Origin of the sequence: Thiohalocapsa marina (genome assembly GCF_008632335.1) — a bacterium.
GTDB classification, from domain to species: Bacteria; Pseudomonadota; Gammaproteobacteria; order Chromatiales; family Chromatiaceae; genus Thiohalocapsa; species Thiohalocapsa marina.
This window is the reverse complement of the sequence record NZ_VWXX01000073.1, coordinates 1-1,818: the sequence shown is the minus strand read 5'-3', so window position 1 is coordinate 1,818 and position 1,818 is coordinate 1. Positions and strand designations below refer to the sequence as shown.

Sequence of the window (1,818 nt, the reverse complement as noted above, 5' to 3'; positions counted from 1 at the left end):
GTGTTCCTGGCGCTTTTGGGCGATGAGCGCGTTGAGGACCCTGAGCTTGGCCTGGGCGCCTTCGGGCGTGAGCAGGTGTTTTCGATCACTGCGCGCAGGCAGTCGTTGGTGCTGCTGAGGCTCAAGCCGACCAACTTGGCCAGCTCGCGCTGGCTGGCGCCGGGGTGTTGTTCCAGGTGGCGCAGGAGGCGGTATTGGTGTTCGTCCTTGATCATCACGGCGGGGGGCGGGGTTCCAGGCACGCTACCGCCCTGCCTTGTCACTTGCCGGCATGGGCTGCGTGGGTCTGGTTGTCAGGTGCGTGATGGTTCGTTGCCAAAACGCTAAGGCGCGTATTTCAACATCTTGCCGTGGGGAGTGGCAAGGATTTGCTGGAGATGGCGATCAGGGCATTCATGTGTGTGGCCACGGTAGCGCATTCGGGGCGGGGTGACGCTGTCGGGGGCGTGCATCGCCAGGGATGGCGATGCTCGAGCGCCAAAAGGATGTGCTCGCAGCGTCCCCCGCACAGCGGTGCACCGGCCCGAAGGCGCGGGTGTTGGCGACTAAGCTTGCCGCCAAGCGTTTCAGTGTTGGCGAACAGTGCGTCAGTGGCGGGCGAACCAGGCCTCGAGGTCGGCGGGGCCGGTGAAATCCAGCAGGTCTTCGCCCAGGATTTCGATCTGATCGACTGGGAGCGATTCGATGCGCTGGCGGTAGGCTTCTGGTACAGACCCCACACGGCGGTTCAGTTGTCGGAGTACCAAGGTCGCTTCGCCTTGATGGAGTCCCTGCTGGAGTCCCTGCTGGAGCCCCTGCTGACGACCCTGTTCGGTAAATCTTTCAGAAAAGCTGATCATTGTCGTAGCCTCTTGCGGATAACGCTGGCGGTAGGCTTCCCATTCATTCTCGTCCAGCATGGCATAGATGTCGATGAAGTCAGCGTATTTGAGTCGCCGCTCGGGGTCCGGTTCCAGTTCGGTCAGACCGCGGGTCGCAGCAGCGATGACCTCGAACTTCTCCTCGGGTGCGAAGGTCATGGTCGGCAGCGCCAGGCGGGCGACGATGTTGTCGCTGTCCAGGTACTCGCGCGCCCGCAGCCGGAACAGCGCGGTGTGCAGGTAGCTGAATTGCAGGTAGTGGCGCTGCTCGCTGCCCAGATCCAGTCGCTCGGGGTAAGTGCCCGGATGCAGGAAGATCACCACCGGCACCACTCGTTCGGTGCCATAGAGCTCGGCGAGGTCCAGGCAGTAGTGGGCCAGGCGATGGATGGAGAAGCGTCCGGGGTCGGTTTCCTCTTCCAGCACGAACAGCAGCGCGGCGCGGCGGCCGTCGGGCCATTCCACCAGCAGCGGCACATCGAGCTCGCGGAAGCGCTCGCCGAGGCGTTCCTTCAGTTGCTCCTCGCGGATCGGCAGGATTCGAGCGCCAGCATCGATGGCCTGGGCCTCGGCGGCGGCGAACAGGGCGAGCGTTTCGCGCGGGTAGTCGCAGATCAGATTCTTGAAATTCTGGTCGTGGCTCATCCCTGTGTTTCCGTCACTTGCATTGAGCGGTCGGCGTGGCCGTTGGCGCTGCCATGGGTGTGGATGAACTGGTGGCGGGGGCCGGTGACACGGGTTTGGCGTTTGTTGATGACGTCCATGGGTGTTGTCTCCTGACGCGGCGGCTAGCGCTGCTGCGGCAGGGGGTCTTTTGCCGGTGATTGCGTCTGGGCTTGCTGCTCGCGGGTCAGTTGTTCGATGAAGGCTTGCAGCTCGGCATGTTCCTGGCACTTTTGGGCGATGAGCGCGTTGAGGACCCTGAGCTTGGCCTGGGCGCCTTCGGGCGTGAGCAGGT

3 protein-coding genes are annotated in these 1,818 nt (G+C 63.5%); all 3 read right to left on the bottom strand.

Going from position 1 to position 1,818, the window contains the following annotated elements:
* Positions 1 to 215: winged helix-turn-helix transcriptional regulator (locus F2Q65_RS19215; protein ID WP_150095008.1), on the bottom strand; the 215-nt coding region annotated here is incomplete at its 3' end.
* A 372-nt stretch (positions 216 to 587) separates the two neighbouring features.
* Positions 588 to 1,505, bottom strand: a complete 918-nt coding sequence (locus tag F2Q65_RS19210; protein ID WP_150095007.1) for a DUF4351 domain-containing protein — start codon at positions 1,503 to 1,505, stop codon at positions 588 to 590.
* On the bottom strand, positions 1,502 to 1,624 hold the full coding sequence (locus F2Q65_RS20280; protein WP_281291070.1) for a hypothetical protein: 123 nt from the start codon (positions 1,622 to 1,624) through the stop codon (positions 1,502 to 1,504). The genes F2Q65_RS19210 and F2Q65_RS20280 overlap by 4 nt, the downstream gene beginning before the upstream one ends.
* Between the last annotated feature and the right edge of the window lie 194 nt (positions 1,625 to 1,818).